The sequence below is a fragment of the Paraburkholderia sediminicola genome, assembly GCF_046026855.1.
Taxonomy (GTDB): Bacteria; Pseudomonadota; Gammaproteobacteria; order Burkholderiales; family Burkholderiaceae; genus Paraburkholderia; species Paraburkholderia sediminicola_A.
The window spans coordinates 1-17137 of the sequence record NZ_JAQQET010000027.1; the positions used below are offsets into that span (position 1 = coordinate 1).

The 17137-nt window shown below is 57.5% G+C and carries 15 protein-coding genes and 3 pseudogenes; 6 read left to right on the top strand and 12 right to left on the bottom strand.

From position 1 onward, the window contains the following. Window positions 1–247: 247 nt before the first annotated feature. The 3 genes and pseudogenes from PQR40_RS26455 to tnpC all read left to right on the top strand — a co-directional run bounded on the left by PQR40_RS26455 (window position 248) and on the right by tnpC (window position 2745). Window positions 248–643 carry a transposase gene (locus PQR40_RS26455; protein ID WP_408241986.1) on the top strand — a complete coding sequence of 132 codons (396 nt, stop codon included), beginning with the start codon at window positions 248–250 and terminating at the stop codon, window positions 641–643. 109 nt (window positions 644–752) lie between these two features. Further along, window positions 753–1091 carry an IS66 family insertion sequence element accessory protein TnpB gene (gene tnpB / locus PQR40_RS26460; RefSeq protein ID WP_408241984.1) on the top strand — a complete coding sequence of 113 codons (339 nt, stop codon included), beginning with the start codon at window positions 753–755 and terminating at the stop codon, window positions 1089–1091. 48 nt (window positions 1092–1139) lie between these two features. Then, window positions 1140–2745: pseudogene (gene tnpC, locus PQR40_RS26465) on the top strand (IS66 family transposase). Window positions 2746–2769: 24 nt separating this feature from the next. On the opposite strand, the gene PQR40_RS26470 reads toward tnpC, so the two are convergent. The 9 genes from PQR40_RS26470 to PQR40_RS26510 form a co-directional block, all read right to left on the bottom strand. Beyond that, window positions 2770–3621 (bottom strand): hypothetical protein, encoded by an 852-nt coding sequence (locus tag PQR40_RS26470; protein WP_408241982.1) that lies wholly within the window; start codon window positions 3619–3621, stop codon window positions 2770–2772. Window positions 3622–3844: 223 nt separating this feature from the next. Further along, complete coding sequence (locus PQR40_RS26475; protein WP_408241980.1) at window positions 3845–5392, bottom strand: tripartite tricarboxylate transporter permease; 1548 nt, start codon at window positions 5390–5392, stop codon at window positions 3845–3847. A gap of 3 nt (window positions 5393–5395) precedes the next feature. Beyond that, window positions 5396–5860 carry a tripartite tricarboxylate transporter TctB family protein gene (locus PQR40_RS26480; protein ID WP_408241978.1) on the bottom strand — a complete coding sequence of 155 codons (465 nt, stop codon included), beginning with the start codon at window positions 5858–5860 and terminating at the stop codon, window positions 5396–5398. A 465-nt stretch (window positions 5861–6325) separates the two neighbouring features. Next, window positions 6326–6757 carry a Zn-ribbon domain-containing OB-fold protein gene (locus PQR40_RS26485; protein WP_408241976.1) on the bottom strand — a complete coding sequence of 144 codons (432 nt, stop codon included), beginning with the start codon at window positions 6755–6757 and terminating at the stop codon, window positions 6326–6328. Between the two features lie 33 nt (window positions 6758–6790). After that, window positions 6791–7945, bottom strand: a complete 1155-nt coding sequence (locus PQR40_RS26490; RefSeq protein ID WP_408510161.1) for a thiolase family protein — start codon at window positions 7943–7945, stop codon at window positions 6791–6793. 76 nt (window positions 7946–8021) lie between these two features. Beyond that, the gene (locus tag PQR40_RS26495) at window positions 8022–8861 is read right to left on the bottom strand and encodes an enoyl-CoA hydratase/isomerase family protein (protein WP_408241973.1); all 840 of its coding nucleotides are present in this window, start codon (window positions 8859–8861) and stop codon (window positions 8022–8024) included. Then, window positions 8845–10068, bottom strand: a complete 1224-nt coding sequence (locus PQR40_RS26500) for a CaiB/BaiF CoA transferase family protein (protein WP_408241971.1) — start codon at window positions 10066–10068, stop codon at window positions 8845–8847. The genes PQR40_RS26495 and PQR40_RS26500 overlap by 17 nt, the downstream gene beginning before the upstream one ends. Then, a complete protein-coding gene (locus tag PQR40_RS26505) occupies window positions 10065–11303 on the bottom strand; it encodes a CaiB/BaiF CoA transferase family protein (protein ID WP_408510162.1) in 1239 nt (412 codons plus the stop codon). The genes PQR40_RS26500 and PQR40_RS26505 overlap by 4 nt, the downstream gene beginning before the upstream one ends. Continuing rightward, window positions 11300–12277, bottom strand: coding sequence for a tripartite tricarboxylate transporter substrate binding protein (locus PQR40_RS26510; protein ID WP_408510163.1), 978 nt, complete (start codon window positions 12275–12277; stop codon window positions 11300–11302). Before PQR40_RS26510 ends, PQR40_RS26505 begins: the two co-directional genes overlap by 4 nt. A gap of 165 nt (window positions 12278–12442) precedes the next feature. Here PQR40_RS26510 and PQR40_RS26515 point away from each other — a divergent pair, with 165 nt between their 5' ends. The 3 genes and pseudogenes from PQR40_RS26515 to PQR40_RS26525 all read left to right on the top strand — a co-directional run. Beyond that, on the top strand, window positions 12443–13387 hold the full coding sequence (locus tag PQR40_RS26515; RefSeq protein WP_408510164.1) for a LysR substrate-binding domain-containing protein: 945 nt from the start codon (window positions 12443–12445) through the stop codon (window positions 13385–13387). A 168-nt stretch (window positions 13388–13555) separates the two neighbouring features. Further along, entirely contained in the window at window positions 13556–13879 is a 324-nt protein-coding gene (locus PQR40_RS26520; protein ID WP_408510165.1) for a YciI family protein, read from the top strand. Between the two features lie 49 nt (window positions 13880–13928). Beyond that, window positions 13929–14225 (top strand): annotated as a pseudogene (locus PQR40_RS26525) (recombinase family protein); the annotation flags it as partial. A gap of 278 nt (window positions 14226–14503) precedes the next feature. Here PQR40_RS26525 and PQR40_RS26530 read toward each other — a convergent pair. The 3 genes and pseudogenes from PQR40_RS26530 to PQR40_RS26540 all read right to left on the bottom strand — a co-directional run bounded on the left by PQR40_RS26530 (window position 14504) and on the right by PQR40_RS26540 (window position 17001). After that, window positions 14504–15478, bottom strand: a complete 975-nt coding sequence (locus tag PQR40_RS26530; RefSeq protein ID WP_408510222.1) for a PDR/VanB family oxidoreductase — start codon at window positions 15476–15478, stop codon at window positions 14504–14506. Between the two features lie 312 nt (window positions 15479–15790). Then, window positions 15791–16183 (bottom strand): annotated as a pseudogene (locus PQR40_RS26535) (DDE-type integrase/transposase/recombinase); the annotation flags it as partial. A 125-nt stretch (window positions 16184–16308) separates the two neighbouring features. After that, entirely contained in the window at window positions 16309–17001 is a 693-nt protein-coding gene (locus PQR40_RS26540) for a dienelactone hydrolase family protein (RefSeq protein WP_408510166.1), read from the bottom strand. Between the last annotated feature and the right edge of the window lie 136 nt (window positions 17002–17137).

The window sequence follows — 17137 nt, forward strand, 5'->3', positions numbered from 1 at the left end:
ATAGTTGGCCAGCATGTGGCGGCAGCTTCGACAAGGAACGTTCAACGGCTCTCGTCCAAGCGTGATGCGTGTAGGCAATAGTCCTACGTAGATTCTTCCAGGAAACTGCGGCCGTCTGACGTGAAACAAGCTGGCAAACGAGGCGAAGGTCGTTCTTGGTTCATCGTAAGCGATCCATTATCGACGTCTATCAATTGGTGCTCTGAGCGAGGAGCATAGGCGTCCACCTATCTGGAGGTGGACGCCTATGGCTGGCAAAGACTCAGAGCTGACGGTAGTTCGTCGAAGCAGCGATGGCCGTCGTCGCTATGACGAGAAAGGCAAACGGGCGCTCGTCGAGGCGGCGCTTCGTCCTGGCGTGTCGGTTGCCCGCCTCGCGAAGGAGTACGGGATTAATGCCAATCTGTTACGCAAGTGGATCACGAAATATCTGATGGAGCGCGAGAAAGGCATCGTGCTGACACCGCAGGACTATGACGACGGCGAACGGGACCTGCCAGCTGACTCCGAAGTGACGGACGGCGTGGCCATCGATCTGCCGGGTTCGCTCAAATCCATCTCTGCGCCGGCAACGCCACCCGCGTTCGTGCCGGTAGTTCGGCACCGTCGGCGCTGCAGCCCCCACCGTCATCCCCGTCGATGACGCTCGCATTTCATGTGCGGCTGTCGAATGGTGTCGAGCTTGAATTCGGCGGAGCAATCGCGACCATCGACGAGCTGAGCACCATGGTTCATGGTTCAGGGGAGGAGCCGTGTTCCGATTCGACGAAAAGCTGCAGGTGTACCTGCACCGCGATCCGGTCGATTTTCGGTATGGCATGAACAGCCTGTCGATTCTCGTCGACCAGGCTATACGTCTGAATCCGATGGACTCCTCGCTCTACGTGTTTATCAACCGGCGATGCGATCGCATCAAGATACTGGGCTGGCAGGACAACGGTTTCTGGCTGATGCTCAAGAGACTCGAGGCCAATGATCGCTTCGTCTGGCCCGACCGTAAGAGTGAGGTCGTGACATTGACCGTCGAACTGCTCCACTGGCTTCTCGGGGGTGCCGACATCGCAGCTCTCCAGCGGCATCCGAAGCGATAGTATGCCCGCGCGAGCTGAACACGTCATCGGCATACCGGTCTAAGTGGTATGCCGATCAACGTGACCATCAACGCCGACGAACTCAAGGCGCTCCTCGCGATGCGACAAGAGCATGGCGCCATTCAGTCAGCGCGCGACGGGTTACGCAGCGCACTGCGCCTCGTGACGGCGGAGCGCGATCTCGCCGAGGAACGACTGCGTGTGTATCGTCGTGAACTGTTTGGCGCGAAGAGCGAGGCGCGCGCCTCGGATCAGCCCGGTCTGTTCAACGAAGCCGAAGTGCTGGGGACGAACGCGACACCCGCGCAGGAAGACACGCCCGAAACCGCGATCTCCGCGCACACGCGCAAGAATCACGGTCATCGCAAGCCTCTCGATCCCAGTCTGCCGCGCGAGGTCGTACGGCACGAACCTCCCGAAGCCGAACGTTTCTGTAACCACGACGGCCATGCGCTCGTCGAGATCGGCGTCGAGACCAGCGAGCAGCTCGACGTGATCCCCGAACAGGTTCGCGTCATCCAGCACCAGCGCGTCAAGTATGCCTGTCCGTGCTGCGACCTTGGCATCAATGTGACGCCGGCGTCGCCGCGCATCATCCCGTGTGAACTGCTGACGGAATCGGCACTCGCATGGGTCGCCACCGGCAAGTAACAGTTCGGCATGCCGCTGTATCGCCAGGCCGGCCTGCTGCGGCGCTTTGGCGGCGACATCTCGTCGAACACGCTGACCGCGAGCATGGTCCGCGTCAGTCTGGCGACGCAGCCCCTCATCAACCTGATGCGTGATGCGCTGCTCGATGCCGATCTGATCTATTGCGACGAGACGACCTTCCATGTTCTGAAGGAAGAAGGCCACCGGCCGCAGACGAAGAGCTATCTATGGCCGCAGATGGCCGGCTCGGGAATACCCATGCGCTGTTACGTCTATACGGCTGGCCGCGGCGCGAAGCTGGCCGAGAAACTGTTCGCCGGTGTCCGGGAGGGTGCGGTTCTGATGACCGACGGATATGAGCTCAGCATCCAAGGTGCACGAGCTGATACTGCTCGTGCGCCTTGGATGCTGGGCTCACGCGAGACGGTGCTTTGTGAAAGCCGAAAACAACGTGCCGGAAGCTGCACGCTCGCCTGACCTGCTCGCGACGCGCTTCATCAAACTAATCTACAAGCTGTTCGCACCGGAGGCGCGCAGTGAAACGTGGACCGCTGGGCGACGATTGCGATTGCGATTGCGATTGCGATTGCGATTGCGATTGCGATTGCGATTGCGATTGCGACGACGATATAGTGCACGCGTGCTCAATGCCATTGAAAAACTGATGCTCGAACAGTCGCCCGGCGTCGTACCTCAAAGCTCACTCGGCAAGGCGCTGATCGATTTGCACGAGCAGTGGCCCAAGCTGGTGCGTGACGTCGAGAATGGCAACTGGCCCATCTCGAACAACCCTTGCGAAAATTCGATCAGGCCGCTTGTCGTTGGACGCCGCTCATGGCTGTTCGCCGACACCGTCGATGGCGCGAACGCGAGCGCAAATCTTTATACGCTGGTCGAAACCTGCAAAGCTAACGGCATCGAACCACATTGCTATCTCACCTGGCTGTTCCAGCGTCTCCCGCTGGCGAAGACCGTCGATGATTATGACGCGCTCCTGCCCTAGAATATGGCAGATTAAATATCAACCTCACATGCCTTGCGCGGAATACCTTGCAGCCGCGAGAATGGCTGCCTGTCGAAGGATATGATGCTGTGCGTCGGTAGCGGGGAGAAATCGGTGCTCGACCGCTACCCCAGCATAATGCAGAGCTCGAACATAAGCGGTCTGCACGACTGCCGAAACGATCTGATCTCTTGGGTCGGTCAGCATAATGACCTTGTTCGGAGGATGCCGTGCGACGTCCAAGACAAGGTCGATCGGGTCAACGAAATCTGAATACCCCGTTACGTCTACGTGCATGCCACGCTCTTGATTGCGCATCCGGACAGCTACGTTTCCGGAGGCAATGACGGCGCAATCTATATCCCCGCGACGCGCCATCAGCGCGGCGACAAGATGGCCTCCGCCGGATAGCCCGGCAAGGTTAATGCTCTGCCATCCGAAAGCATTCTTCAACCGATCCAGAGCACAATCTACGAGTGCAACTTCTCGTTCACGTCGCCTCTCATGGTGATTGCCTGAAGAGCCGTACGTACCAGGCCTGGCCAGGTTCACAAAGGTTCGTCCGATCGCGATTGCATACTGCTCTGCCTCCGCTTGCATTTGCCATGGTGCGATCTCGTCGTATCCTTCGCCAACAGTCCAATGGGGTTCGCCATCATCCCTTCGACGGAAGATATCGCCTTCAAGAAATATGACCGGCGGCACTCCAGTCGCTGCTCCATAGAAGCGAAGGCATTCGGCTCGGCCGGCGGCCTCAACCCAAACATGGCCCGGGATGTTGTCGCGGACGTACGGGGGTGACACCCCATGAAGCATCGCATCTGCTGAAAATTCAGCCTCTCGCGAAAGCGCATCTAGCGTGGGGAACTCGATCATTCAAAAATCTTACCACCGTCCCATCTATACTCGCTTCCCTCTCTCATCGAGAGATGTTGTTAAAGGATCGCATACGGTTCATCGGACCGTCCTTTCCGTACAGCTCAACAGCGGACTCGTTGGGAGTGGTGAAAGTGCGGGAACGCTTGAACAATCGACGCACGTGCAAACCACGACGTGCCGGGAAAGGTCCTCATAGTGTCCATGCGCGTCGGCGCCGAGTTCACGAAGTGTGTTGCGAGCGGGTAGCGGCGAACGATTGAGTCTCCGCCTTCCTTTTTCGCACTGCACCGCGCAGAGCGAAGCCGATTTGCGCAAGGATCAACAGAGTCGAGATGCCCACGAAGGCGCCGCTGATCGGATGTTGCAAAAAGACCATCATGCTTCCGTGCGAAAGCAGCAGCGAACGGCGGAAATTCTCCTCGACCAGCGGCCCGAGCACAAAGCCGAGCAGAATCGGCGCGACTGGAAATTCGAGAGCGAGAAAGACCGCACCGATCACCCCGAACACCAGCACCTCCCCCACCTCGAACAAGCTGTTGTTCGTGCTGTACACCCCGACCGCGATGAAAAATAGAGCAGATGGAAACAGGTATCGATAGGGCACTTGCAAGAACTTCACCCAAACGCCAATCAGCGGCACGTTGAGCACCACCAGCAGGATATTGCCAACCCAGAAACTGGCGATCAGGCCCCAGAACAAGTCCGCGTGCTGGGTGATCAGTTGCGGGCCGGGCTGTATACCCTGAATCAGCAGCGCACCCAGGATCAGTGCCATCACCGGGTCACCCGGAATGCCCAAGCTCATGGTCGGGATGAAATCCACCTGGGTCTTCGAGTGTGAGGCCGCTTCCGGGGCCGCCACGCCTTCGAGCGCGCCATGCCCGAAACGCTCGGGGGTCTTGGATATCCTCTTCTCGACCGCGTAGGCAAGAAAAGTGGTTATCGTCGGACCAGTGCCCGGCATGGCACCGAACAGGGTACCCATCAACGTGCCGCGCACCATCGGGAAAAACGCCAGTTTGAGCTCAGCGTTGCTCGGGCGCATGTCGCGCAAGCGCAACTTGATGCCGCTGCCAATCGCGTGCATGCGGTTCACGTTGCGCAGAAATTCGGCCACCCCGAACAGGCCCAAGGCCAGCGCCACTAGCTCGACGCCGTCCGATAGTTGATACACGTTGAACGTATAGCGCATCACACCGCTGTTCACATCCGTCCCCACCATTCCGAGCAATAGTCCTAACACGGTCATCGAGATGCCCTTAAGCGGCGAACCTCTCGACATCGTGCCACCCGCAATCAGACCCAGCAGCATGATCGAGAAAAGCTCTGCCGGCCCAAACTTGAAGGCCACCTTAACCAACAGCGCCGAGGCGAACACCATTACCAGGATGCCGAACGAGGCAGCAAAAAACGAAGAAATCATCGTCACCCCCAAGGCCGTGCCACCTTTACCCTGCCTGGTCAGCGGGTAGCCGTCCAGACAGGCCACCGCATGCGGCGGATGGCACGGTAGATTCAGGAGGATCGCGCCGATCGCGCCGCCATACTGCGAACCGTAGAAAATACCCGCGAGCATCAGAACCGCGGGCACCGGGTGCATCGTGTAGGTGAGCGGCAGCAAAATCGAGATGGCCGAGAGCGGGCCCATGCCGGGCAGTACCCCGATCAGGTTGCCCATCACGACTCCAAAAAACGACCACATCAAGTTATGCACTTCGAGCGCGACGCCGAAACCGTGCAACAGATCAACCAAGGACTGTCCGATCATCGCTTAACCCCAAGAAAACAACGGGAATTGCAGTTGCAATGCCCACCAGAACACCACCACGGCCAGAACGACCATGCCGAATGCGAGAACCAGAGCGCTTTTCCAGGTGTTCTGGCGGTCGCCCAGCGCGGAGATGAACACTATCGCAAACGTCGCGGGCACCAGGCCCCCGTACCGTCCGAGGATCACGAACGCTGCGATGCCCGCAAGAATACAGATCCAGGCAGCCCATTCGGGCGTGAGCTTCTCTTCCACTTCTTTCAGGGTCGACAGCCTTGCACTGACGACGAGGGCAATTCCGGCCAGCGCAATGATTACGCCGAGTGCGACGGGAAAGAAGCCCGCGCCCATGTCGGTCAGCGTACCGATGTGGTATGACCTGCCCCGCAGCATCGCGCCCAAGCCGATCAAAAACATCAATGTGCCACCGAAATAGTCTCCGCGGTTTTTGTTTACCTGCTTCTCCATACCTTGAATCTCCTCCTGTTCGTCGAAAGTAAGGCTCGGATGAATCAGCCTTGCCCCAGAGTATTTTCCTGCCCTCGCGCCTGATTTCCAGCCTTCGTCTCGTTCCCAAGACGTTGGCCAAAATAAGTCGTTCTATCTGGATTTCCCTTGTAGATAAGGATGACTTATAGATTTGTCAGAACAACATTCCGACCATCGGGTCGCAGGAGTATATTTGAGCCCAAGTGCGACCAGGTCGAACTGCCCTTTTCGAATGCGACGTATCAGCTTTATCCCTGAAATCGTGGTCGCGGCTCTCCTGAACCGTTTGGCGCTCGAGTTCGTGCTCAGGGGAAACGCGCTCTCGCAGCGATTGATCTATCAGCCAAGCCTCGTCTTCCACGTGACAAACCGGCGTGTGCCATTTCCCGCTGCGGCAGTTCAGCGCCTTTCCACGAATCACCGGCACAGAAAGAATCAGGTCCGCTAGGGGTAGGCCAGTTGACGATCCGCGTCGATGAGCGGTTGCGCTCGTAATTTGAAGCGTGGCAAGAGGCACTCTCCACCTCTTTCGTAAATCAGTTCGACATCGGATCCGATCCAGTCGCCCGGCGGTGTTACGCCCACCAGATTGCTGACTATGATTGGGCCTTCTGCGAGTTGGACAGCGATCGCGTTGTATGGGGGCGCGAAGTCATCGAAATATTGGCGATGAAATATCACCCAGGAAAGAATCGTCCCCCGCCCTTGCAACGTGAGCCACTCCGCGCTATCGCTCAGGCAGCGCGCGCAGATCGGAGCCGGAGGATAACGAAAATGCCCACAACAGACACAGCGCTGCAGGCGCATTGCGCGGGCCTGTATGCTTGCCCACAGAGGCTGATCGTAGATTGATTCAATTCGGCGGGAGGTGCCCATATATCGCTCGATTCGAGGTCCGCGGTTGTCGGATCAGTTATCGCTGTGCCCATAGACAATCGACACAGCCTTGCCAGAGACGTCGGAACAGTAATGGACGAAGCGACAATCAGATACTTGTCGCGCATCACAATTGCCACGCAATTGGCAGACTGCTTCGATCTGGTGGTTCCAGCCGTGCATATAGCTCTCAGCCAGATGGCCGCCGCTGGTATTGATTGGGAGCCCGCCGGCCAAGGAAATACCGGTATCAGCAATGAAGCGCGCCGCCTCACCGGGCTCACAGTAGCCGTATCCTTCAAGCGCCAGGGGCACATGCAACGAAAAACTGTCGTACACCTGCAGCACATCCATGTCCGTCGGCCCGAGTCCGGCCATATCGAAACTGGCCTGCCCGGCTATCTGCTGGGCAGGCCGATAGAAGTCAATTAGCCGCGGCTGCAAGCTGGTCGAATCGCTATTGATATCGGCACGTCCAAGACCAAGGATAAACGCGGGATGATGCGACAATGAGCGAGACAGCGAGCGCGCCACCCCGGCCTCGGCGACGATCAATGCCGCGCCGCCGTCGTTCACCAAGCAGTAGTCTGGATAACGCAATGGTTCGCACAGATAGGCCGAAGCGAGGTAGTCGTCGATCGAGAGCGGCTTGTGTAGCAGCGCGTGCTGGTTCAGCATTGCCGCGACACGCTGCGCTACGGCCACCGCGCCGAGTGACGCTTCATCGAAGCCGTACAGGTGCCGATAGCGCTGAAACATCAGCGCGTAGAGCGCCCCTTGGGAAGTGAAGCCCCATGGTGCATGATATACATAAGCTAGGAAGCGGTTGCCGCTGACTGCGTTAGCGCCCCCATATTGCGCCCCAGCAGAGCGCTGGTCAGTACCGTGAATCACCGCAATGACCTCAGCGTAGCCCGACTCAATAGCCGAGCATGCTTGCGCCAGTGCCTGGCCCGCATCGCCGGCTTGACTGCCCCAGCGCGGGTTGATGCCAAGGATTTCGCCCATACGCTCGTAGGCGACGTTGGGCCCGACGATCAACCCGTCTATCGCGCCGCGGTCAACGCCGGCATCCACGAGCGCGGCCCGCAACGCGAGCGCGGCGTAGCCGTGAGCATCGTGTGGCTTTTCACCGGCGCGCACGCGTGCATCTTCACCGCGCCAATCGCTGCGCCCCACGCCGATCACCGCTACGCTCCGTTTCATAGTCGTTTCCTGCTCAAGTTCCTCTGCACAGCGTGTCGATAGGGAAATCTGTTCGGATTCATTTTCCGCGATACTTCGGAGTACGTTTTTCCTGAAAAGCCTTTCGCCCCTCGATTCGGTCTTCCGTGTCACGCAACAGCCCGTAGACATACTTATCCATCTCCAGCGCATGCTGCAGTGGCATGTCCAGTCCCATCTGGATCGACCGCTTCAGTGCACGGACCGATATAGGTGCATTGCGTTTGATTTGATCGGCAATGGCACGCACCACGCTCATCAATTCCTCGTGCGGCACGACCTTGCTGACAAAGCCCATGCGCAGCGCCTCGTGTGCATCAATCACGTCGCCTGTCAGGATCATCAGCATTGCATTGGTTTTGCTGATACTGCGTGGTAACCGCTGCACGCCGCCAGAGCCTGGCACGCTCCCTACGCAGGCCTCGGTAATGCCGAAGCGTGCGCGTTCAGAGGCGATGCAGATGTCACAGGCCAGTGCGAGTTCCATGCCACCGCCCAGCGCATATCCATTGACGGCAGCGATAATCGGTTTGTCCATCCCGAAGCCGTGCAGAAAGGTGCCTGGGTTGTCGTGCATGAATAGTAGTTCGGCGAAACTCTCCGTCGGCGGAGCCGTTTTCTTGAGGTCGGCACCGGTTGAAAACGCTCGTCCGCCAGCGCCCGTGACGATCACTACCTGGACGCCCTCGTCCTCGCGCAACTGGTCCCAGATCCGATAAAGTTTTTCCCGGGTCTCTGGGTCAATGGCATTCATCGCTTCGGGACGGTTGAAAGTTACCACCGCAATACCATCGTTTATATCGACATCAATCGCCATCATCCGCTCCATTGATTGCTGGCACCACGCGGCGCCCGGCAAACGATTATTCGAATACTCCAAGCGCAGCCAGTTCTGCCACTTCCTGCACAGATAAACCCAGAAGCTCGGTGCATACCTGCTCGGTGTGCTGACCAAGAAGCGGCGCCGGCCGAGAGAGCCTGCCCGGTGTGCGCGAAAGCTGAAACGGCACGTTGTTATACAGGGTGGGGCCCATTTCGGGATGTGTCAGATATTGCCAATGGCCACGGTGCGCAAGCTGAGGGTCATGCTCAATCAAATCCCGGGCGTCTTGAACCACCCCCGCCGGAACCCCGGCTCGCTGCAATTGCTGCATCAAGTGGAAGGCATCGCGCTCGAGAGTGACCGCAGCGAGCCAGTTGGCAATCTCGCCTCGGTGCGCGCGACGCATCTCCGCTATTGACCACTGTGCGCACCGCTGCCCATCCAGCGCCAGGCAAGTGGCCAATGCTTGCCACTGAGCGTCATCCTGCACTGCGATCGCGATCCAACGGTCATCTCCGGCGCAGGCGAACACTCCGTGCGGCACCCAGACTGGATGATCATTGCCGCATCTCGCGGCAATATGGCCATTCACCGCAAAATCAATCATCGCCGGCCCTTGCAAAGCAACAGTCGGTTCGGTCTGCGCCAGATCGATATATTGGCCGAGGCCCGTGCGTCGCCGGTAGTTCAGCGCGGCAAGCACTGCGAACGCAGCATGCGTCGGATTGGGTACGTGATCCGGATAATTCGTGTTGGTACCGGCTGGCGGGCGATCCGCGACGCCGCTCGCGTAGTGAATGCCAGACAGCGCGCCAATCGTCAGCCCGAAGCCGACATACCCCGCATGCGGGCCCTCGCTTCCTTGCATCGACATGGCGAGGTAAACGATATCAGGCCGAATTGCGCAAGCCGCGGCATAGCCGAGTCCCAGACGCTCCATTACTCCCGGACGAAAATTATTGACGGCGATATCGCTGCAGGCTATCAACCTTCGCGCAATGTCCAAGCCACGCGGGTGTTTTATGTTGAGACGAATGCCACGCTTGCTGCTATTGCGATCCGCAAAGTAGCCGCTGCGCTCGGCGCCGCGTACACCATCCTTAAACGGCGGCGTCGAGCGCAACGTGTCCATATGAAGCGACGTTTCCACCTTGATGACGTCGGCGCCAAAATCAGCGAACAGCTTGGTGGTGAACGAGCCGGCACCGATCCAGCTGAAATCTGCGATCCTTATTCCGGCAAGCGGACCTGGCACTGCGCTCATGCGCCCCTCCCTTCCACCGCCGAGCGCGACCGTGTGTGCCTGACGCCCCACTCCGCCAACACGAGATCGTTGTGTTCGCCCAACTCGGGCGCGCGATGCGCGATGCGTCCCGGCGAAGCCGACAGGTGGAATGGTACGCCGGGCATCAGAATCTCCTCACCGAAGCGCTCATGCGGTACACCAACGAACAGGCCCCGGTGACGCATTTGGGCGTTGTTCAGGACATCTTCCACATCATTAATCGGGCATAACGGCACGTTCCGACGCTGACTCTCATGGTACAAATCTTCCTTGCGCCACCGAGCACAAAATGACGGAAAAATCTCGTCGAAAATTGATTTCGCTTCGCCGCTGTCCATGAACCGCGAATCGGTCCAGCGTGGTTCGCTCAATACCTGACTGCCCGCCACGTCTTCCTCTTGCAACCATCTCACCAGATTGTTCCAGAAACGCGCCGCCCCCATGCCGCCAGCGAACAGATAAACATACCCGTCGCAGCACTCGAACACCCCCGTTCCAGCATGGCGCATCTCTCCAGCAAAGCGCTTACGCACCACGCCCGCAAGGTCATAAAACTGCGCAGCATTCTCGATCGCCATCGTCACGCACTCATGGATCGCCACGTCGACCCGCTGACCGACACCATCCACCTGTGCCGCCAAGACGGCCATCATGGACCCGACCGCAGCAAACATGCAGCCGATTGCTACCGCCTGATTGCCGTATGCCTGGGTCGGCGGTCCGTCTGGATAACCCATCATGTTGAGAAAGCCGCCGAGCGCGAGCAGCGTCAAGTCGGTCGCCGCGAACTGTGCGTATGGGCCAGACTGACCGAACGGGGTGATGCTGGTCAGCACCAGTGCGGCATTGCGCGCAACCAATTGCTCATGATCGATGCCACGACGTCGAAGCGTACCAGGTGGGCCGTCCTCGATAATCAGGTCGGCGACGGCGGCAAGTTCGCGGAACACAGCGAGATCGGCTGTTTGCGTCAGATCGAGCGAAATCCCGCGCTTGCTGGTGTTCAGGTAATTGAAAGGAATGCCGAGCGATGTCCCCGCCTGATTGCCCAGAAATGGTGCCTCGTCGCGCAGCGCGCATCCACCAGGCTGCTCGACCAGAACGACGTCCGCGCCCATATCAGCAAACAACTTGCCTGTATAGAAGCCGAACCGAGTCGACAGATCGAGCACACGGATCCCGGCAAGTGCCGTGTTCGAGGATGCATCGTTCATTGGTCCCCCCCTTCGTCCAGCATTGGCATGTGTGATTGCAACACTGCTTTTTTCCAGATGGTCACCTGGTTGTCCAGCAAACGGCCGAACGCGTCGGCACTTGTCATGTGAGGCACGATACCCACGGCGTGAAGCTTGACCCCGATATCCTTCATTGACTCGGCAATCGCGCCGTTGAGCTTGGCGATGACCTCTGGCGGGGTGCCTGCGGGAACCAAGATGCCGTACCAGGAATCAACGTCGACACCATGAATACCCGCCTCTTCGAGCGTCGGCACATCCGGCAGATCTGGTATCCGGGTCTGCCCGGAGACGGCAAGGGGAACCAGGCGTCCGGCCTGCATATATGGTGCAGCGCCTACTTCCAGACCGAACATCATTTGTACCTGGCCGCCCGCGACGTCATTCATCGCGGGTCCCGCTCCCTTATAGGGAACATGGTGTACGTCAATACCCGCGGCCGCGTTGAACAACTCGGAAGTTAAATGCGTGAGACTGCCGACGCCGGCCGAGGCGAAAAAGTATTTCCCTGGATTGTGTTTGGCAAGCACCACCAGTTCAGCGACTGAACGCGGCGGAAATGCCACGTTCTTCAACAACACGACCGGGCTCGTTCCGAACTCAGCCACCGGCGCGAAATCGCGCTTCAGATCAAAATGTGGGTGCCGATAAATCGCCATATCAATGGCCTGCGTCGCCGAGGCCAGAAGCACTGTGTAACCGTCGGGTCGAGCGTGTGCAACGTATTCCGTGCCGATATTGGCGCCACCGCCGGGTTTATTTTCGACAATCACCGGTTGTCCCAGTCGAGTAGTCAGCGCGGCAGCCAGCAACCGGGCCGACGCGTCAGTCGAGCCGCCTGGGGAAAATGGCACGATCAACTTGACCGGCTGGCTCGGATAATTTTTCGCCTCCGAGACGGTGCTCAGTATTGCGAATATGACAAACAGAAAGCCGCACCGTAATCTCGTCATCCTGAGGGTCTCAAGCTGTGGGAAACCCGATTCTAATCAGCGCAACTCCTTATATCCAATAACGATATTTGGCCATATCATCCGTTTTTGGAATGTGATCCGTTAGCAACAACGGAAGGCGCCCGTCGTTTTGACAATGACTTGACTACGGAGACTGCCCCTCTCATGAAACTCCATCAGTTACGCTCTTTCAATGCCATTGTCCGGCACGATTTCAGTGTCACTCGTGCTGCCGAGCACTTGCATGCATCGCAGCCGGGCTTGACCAAACATATTCAATTGCTTGAGGCGGAATTGGGCGTCTCGCTGTTTGTGCGTCATAAGCGACGTCTCCTCGGCTTGACCCTCGCGGGTAAAGCGATATTGCCCATTGCGGCGCAAGCGATCATCGTGCTGGAGAATCTGCAGCGCACAGCGCGTCAATTCTCGGACCACCGGCCTGAAATACTGACTGTGGCCACTTCGCCAACACCGGCACGCATCTTTTTTCCGGCGTTAATCCAGCAGTTTGCGCAACGTAAGCCGGATACACGCGTTCACGTCATATCGGGGAGCGTTAGCCAAAGCATCGACGCGGTAAGCTGCGGCAAAGCGGACTTCTGCTTGTGTTCCGCACCGCGCGTTCCGGTCTGCGACATCGCATTTTTCCCCTGTTACGAACATCGCTGGCTGCTGGTCGCGCCGCTTGATCACGAACTGCTCAAACGGCCCCAACTGTCCCTGGAAGATATTGCCCGGTACCCGTTGATTACCTATAAGGAAGGATATGCATCGCGCGCCGTTATTGTCGAAACTTTCGCGCAGCGGGGGTTATCACCGGACATAGTGCTAGATACTTCAGACGGCGATATCATGCGGCACTATGTGGGCTCAGGGTTGGGTATCGCCATCGTTGGCGGCTCAGCATTAGAAGCGAAGCCAGACACCGAACTCGCATCTGTCGACCTGGGTGAACTCGTCCCCACTGTGCGCATGCATATCGGTATCCGACGCAATGCCGTACCGAGCACGAACGCACTGAACTTCTTCGATCTTTTCGCTCCGGACCTGGTCCGTGAATTGACCTCTTTGAACCTGTTCGTCGAGAACAACATCGACCATGCGGCATAGACTCGGGGCGCTGAGACGGCAGCTATAAGACACCGAATTCAAACACAATCGGCTTGCAGCGGGGTGTGCACGCGTCGCCGCCGGCGGCGCGTCAAGTGGCACGCGAAATCGAGGCGTTGAAATTCTCGAAAATAGTTCTTGAAACACCATCCTCGATTGCTTACGCTCATGATGAATTTTTATAAATTTGAAATCCTAATTTTTATTGTCATTTTGCACTACGTTCAACCGCTGGCTACCAGCGAAACTCGCATTGAGGAGCATCGGCGCTTCCTTGATCGCCACTATGCAGCAGATCGTTTCTTAGCTTCCGGCCCCCAAGTGCCGCGAACAGGAGGGGGCATCCTCGTCAAGGGCTTGAACCGGGAGGAATTGAATGACGTGCTTGCAGAGGATCCCTTCTATCGTGAGCGTGTCGCAAACTATCAAGTCATCGAATTCAATCCGACCAAGTTCGGTGTTGGTGTCGAGGTCATTTTTACCAAGAGTTGAAAGATTGTGACTCGGCAGACTACACGAATTGTCAAGGAACCGAAGTGTCATGCTGACCGGCTACGCTCGTGTCTCGGCCCAAGATCAGAACCTTGAGTTGCAGCGGGAAGCATTGACCAAGGCTGGGTGCCAGACGATCTTAGAGGACGAGGTGAAGGGTACACAAGCCGACCGCCCTTGTCCGGCCAAGGCGCCGGAAATTCTGCGCGAGGGCGACACACTTGCCGTGTGGAAACTGGATCGCCTAGGCCGCAGCGTCAAGCAACTGGTCGGTCTGGTCGGCGACCTACACAAGCAGGACATCCAGTTCAAGAGTCTGACCGATGCTATCGACTCCGACACGCCGTTCCGCCAGACACGATGGATCATTCGCTACCGTCCTGTTCTCAGGTACTTTATTCTAGTGGTGAGATGACACTATTCGGGAAATCGAGCAACGTCGTGTTTGATCTATTCTGGCTATCGAGTCAGCCGGTCCAGGCAACGCTGACTTGATCAGAACATCAACGTGGGATTTCATCGTCTCTCCACGGAACCAAAACAATGGGGTTGTCGGGCATTATCAGTAAAAATATCAATCCTTTTTATGATTGCTAGAGTCGAACTGGGAAAGAAAATCATTGCTCAAAGGTCGAGAACCAGAAGTGGCGACTTGGCTCGTGAGCAGCAGGGGAGAAACTGGTCGTTCGCCGCCTGCTCCTCCGGCGTCAGGTACATGTCTCGGTGTTCCGGCTCGCCTTCGAGTACTCGCGTAAGGCAAGTGCCACACACTCCCTGTTCGCACGAGGTCTGAATTTCCACACCAGCATCGGCGAGTGCCTGCACAACTGTCTTGTCTTTCTGCACGTGCACCACCTCACCCGAGCTGGCCAGCTTCACGTCAAAGCTGCCGTCTGCATCAGATTTGACGAGTTTGGCTGCGAAAAACTCGTAGTGCAATTGCGCCTCCGGCCATCCGCAAGCACGGGCATTGGCAAGGATCGCGTCCATGAAGCCTTTGGGGCCACACACGTACAGATGCGTGCCAAGTTGCGGGGTGCCGAGGAGCGCGTCTAGTTGCAGCTTCTGCGCCACATCCCCATCGTCGAAATGAAAGACTGTCTTGGATGAAAAAATCGACCGACGGATGCGATTGTGGAAGGCCATGCGATCCCGCGAACGGGTGCAGTAGTGCAGCTCGAAATCGGCGTCGGATACCGATAGGCGTTCCGCCATGCACAGGATAGGCGTGATTCCGATTCCACCAGCCAGCAGCAAGCTATGCTTTGCTTCATGAGCGAGCGCAAAGTGGTTCTTTGGTGCGCTGATCCGCAAGGTATCCCCCTCGGTCACCAGCTCGTGCATCGCCTTGGACCCGCCGCGCGTGCCTGGGTCTTTCAGCACTGCAATGAGGTAGCGGTGGGTCTCCGCCGGGTCGTTACACAGCGAGTACTGCCGGGTGAGGCCGTTCGGCAGGTGCACGTCGATGTGTGAGCCTGCGGAAAAGGACGGCAGCGGGGTGCCGTCGGCACTAATGAGATCGAAGGCGCAGATGTCCACCGCCTCAAAAATTTTGTGCGCCACGCGTACAGTAAGGGATGAAGTTGAGTTTGAATTCATGAGATTATCTTTCGGCGTCATAGGGTTTCGACTCAGGCTGCGATCTGGTCTGCGACGAACGGTACGGTGTAAGATTGCCGCTAGAGGTAGTGATTGCCGCCAACCACATCGACGCTCCGGATCCGTGGCCCGTCGGTTCTCACGCGCGCGTATCCCGTACTGGAAAACGTCAACTGATTCGCGGTATAGGTGAGCAGAAGCTCGGGCCCGGAAGTCCGGGCAGGGTTGGTAAGCTCGTCCGCCGGTTGTGTCGCGATAAAGCGGGCGGGATGAGCAAGTGCCAATATCATTAGAACTGTTTACATAACCAGCATAGAATTGCACGGCGGCGCTTTTGGCGACGCCATCATCGTGCATCAGCCCCTTGCGGATCATGTGCATCAGCTCGATGCCGGTCAGGATGATGCGAGCACACCGAAAGTCCTTTAAATCCATCATTGATTTGATGATGCGTTTGATGGTCCGGCGATCCTGCTCGGCGCGCAACAAGAAATCAACGGCGCTGCCCTGCTCGTCGACGGCGCGGTACAGATACTTCCGTTGCCCGTTTATCTTGACATAGGTTTCGTCCATCCTCCAGCTCTTGTCAATCGATCTCTTGTGCCGTCGAAACGCCACGTCGACCAACGGCACGAGCTTGACGACCCAGCGGTGTACGCTCGAATGATCCACCTCAAGGCCCCGTTTGGACGTCATCTTTTCGAGGGATCAAATGCAAATTCAGGTCCAACGCCTTAGCGCGAAAAAACTTTAAAAGTTAATCCTCCTTTATATGTAGCTCTGACAAAATCGCGTATATCCTATAAATGCAAAATATTCTGGATCGACACTCAATCAAAGGCATCGATCAATAGCTTAAGAGTACGCTCATCGGCCAGCAACGCCGAGTCGCGCTGATATAAATCTGTACGCTGCTCGTTCGCGAAAGCATGCCCGGCACCGCGATATATAGCGACCTCTATATTGCTCATCGCTTTGGTTGCCGCTCGGATGCGTCCCAAGGCTTGCTGTGGAATGTGAGAGTCCTGACTCCCGAAATGAAGTAAGGAGGGGCAGGTCAATCTAATCAGATCATCTAAATGCTGATCAATACCAACACCGTAGTAAGCCACGACGGCGCTTGGATCATGTCTCGCCCCAGCGAGAACTGCTAGCAGCCCACCCATGCAATATCCCAAAATCGCGACCCTGCCGTCACAGGAGGGGTGGGATTTCATCACATCAACCGCCAACCCCACATCCTTGACTCCGACTTCTACGTCGAAAGATCGATAGAGGTTAAACGCGACCGCGCGGTCCGCTTCGGAATATCCCAGATTGACTCGTGGTTCCGATCGCCAAAAGAGATCCGGAGCGAGGGTAGGATAGCCCAAATCAGCAAAGCGACGTCCAATCGAGCGAATCTGCGAGTTCACCCCAAAAATCTCCTGTAATAACACCACCCCAGGCCCGCGGGTGGAGGCCGGTTGCAGCCAACCGACGAACGTTTCCCCGCCCTCGCTACCAAGTCGAACTTCTAGCATCACACCTCCTAACACTGTGTACAGTGCTGACAATCTACAGAATCACGACATACTTAGTTTCACGTTCCAGTTGAATGCGCGAACCGAGGGTCGCCAATGGCTGTACCTCAGCCTTACCCGAGTTCCACATATACAA